The organism is Bradyrhizobium sp. (assembly GCF_049581145.1).
Classification (GTDB): domain Bacteria; phylum Pseudomonadota; class Alphaproteobacteria; order Rhizobiales; family Xanthobacteraceae; genus Bradyrhizobium.
In genome coordinates this window covers 1-1,604 of sequence record NZ_JBAURI010000183.1, presented here as the reverse complement: position 1 = coordinate 1,604, position 1,604 = coordinate 1, and the positions used below count along the sequence as shown (strand labels likewise).

Annotated in this window: 1 protein-coding gene and 1 pseudogene; one reads left to right on the top strand and one right to left on the bottom strand. The window is 67.1% G+C overall.

The features are described 5' to 3' along the window. A pseudogene (locus tag WCB02_RS05985) lies at positions 1–211 on the top strand (isocitrate lyase/phosphoenolpyruvate mutase family protein); the annotation flags it as partial. Here the strand turns inward: WCB02_RS05985 and WCB02_RS05980 are convergent. Next, the gene (locus tag WCB02_RS05980; protein ID WP_423956916.1) at positions 208–1,476 is read right to left on the bottom strand and encodes a multidrug effflux MFS transporter; all 1,269 of its coding nucleotides are present in this window, start codon (positions 1,474–1,476) and stop codon (positions 208–210) included. The pseudogene WCB02_RS05985 and the gene WCB02_RS05980 overlap by 4 nt on opposite strands. Positions 1,477–1,604: the final 128 nt, after the last annotated feature.

Here is a 1,604-nt window from a genome sequence, read left to right as displayed (position 1 = left end):
GCTCGTGATGGCGCCGGCGACGCAGAGCTTGCAGCAATTGGGCGAGCTCGGTGTGCGCCGCGTGAGCGTCGGCGGCGCACTGGCGCGAGCAGCGTGGGGCGGATTCATGCACGCGGCCCAAGAGATTGCCGAGCACGGCCGCTTCGCCGCACTCGCGAACGCCGCTTCGGGGCGGACTCTCAATGCACTGTTCGACTCGCCGGAAGGCTAGTGGAGCGCGAGCCCGAGCTCCGACGGCGCGCCATGATGGCGGCGGAATAATCGACCGCGCTCTGCCGCGAGCACGCACGCCAGAGCGATGAGGCCGCAGCACAGGGCGCCCCGCGGAATGGGCACGATGCTGCCGTGGTAAGAGCGGCCGATCAGGGCCGCGACAACGGCGGCCGCGCCGGTCGATATGCAGCCCTGCAACGAGGCACCGATACCGGCGACGGATCCCACGGGCTCCATGGCCATGGCGCCGAAATTGGATGCAGCCAGGGAAAAGGCCGCCATGGTCACGCCTTGCAGCGCCACGAAGGTCCACATGCCGTCCCGGCCGAGCGCGGCCACGACCAGATGCAACGTCGCCACGCCGATGAACACGAGCAGCGCGGTGTGGGAAATGAGCCGCATACCGAGCCGCTCGACGAGACGCGAGTTGCAATACGCGGCGACACCCATAAAGACTGCGCACAGCGCGAACATGACCGGCATGAGACTCGGCCGCCGGAACACGTCGGCGAACACCTGCTGCACCATCGCGACATAGGCAATAAGCGCGCCGAACAGCAGCGTCGAGGCGAACGTGTAGAAAATCGAGATGCGGTTGCAGAGCACCCGTCTCGCCGCGGCAACCACCCGCCGCGGACGCAAGCTGAGCCGGTATTCGGGGTGCAAAGTCTCCGGCATGCGCGCGCACGCCCATACCCAGACGAGCGTGCCGTAAAGGCCACACGTGATGAAGATGTAGCGCCACGATGCAGCGGCCAACACCAGCTGTCCGAGACTCGGCGCGAGGATCGGCACGGTGAGAAACACCATGAACATGAGCGACATGACGCGCGCCATCCGGCGTCCCGAGTACTGATCGCGCACCGCGGAGCGCACCACGGTCATGCTCGCGGCAGCGATGCCATGAAGGCAGCGACCGGCGAGGAGCGCCTGAAAGCCGCCGGTGAGCCCACAGCAGAGCGCCGCTGCCACGTACAGAGTGAGACCGCCGAGCAACACCGGGCGCCGGCCGAACCGATCGGAGAGCATTCCCCAGAAGAGCTGCCCTAGGCCAAGACCCGCCATGTACGCGGTCACGATCCACTGACCGCGATTTGGATCGGACACCCCGAGCGCCCGGGCGATGGCCGGCAAGGCAGGCAGCATGCTGTCGATGGCGAGAGCCTGGGTCGACTGCATCGCCGCGGCGAGCGCTACGAACTCGACGAAACGTATGGGAACCGCCGGGCTGCCTTGCCCGACGGAAGGGACCGACTTGCTCAAGTTTTGACGACTGTCCCGGGCGGCGCCCCAGACACCTGGGTCCGCGCAATGCTGGTCGCCATGGTCACGATCGAGGCAAGGTCGGTGAGATTGGCGGGCACGACGAGAGTCGTGCCGCTCTGAGCCAG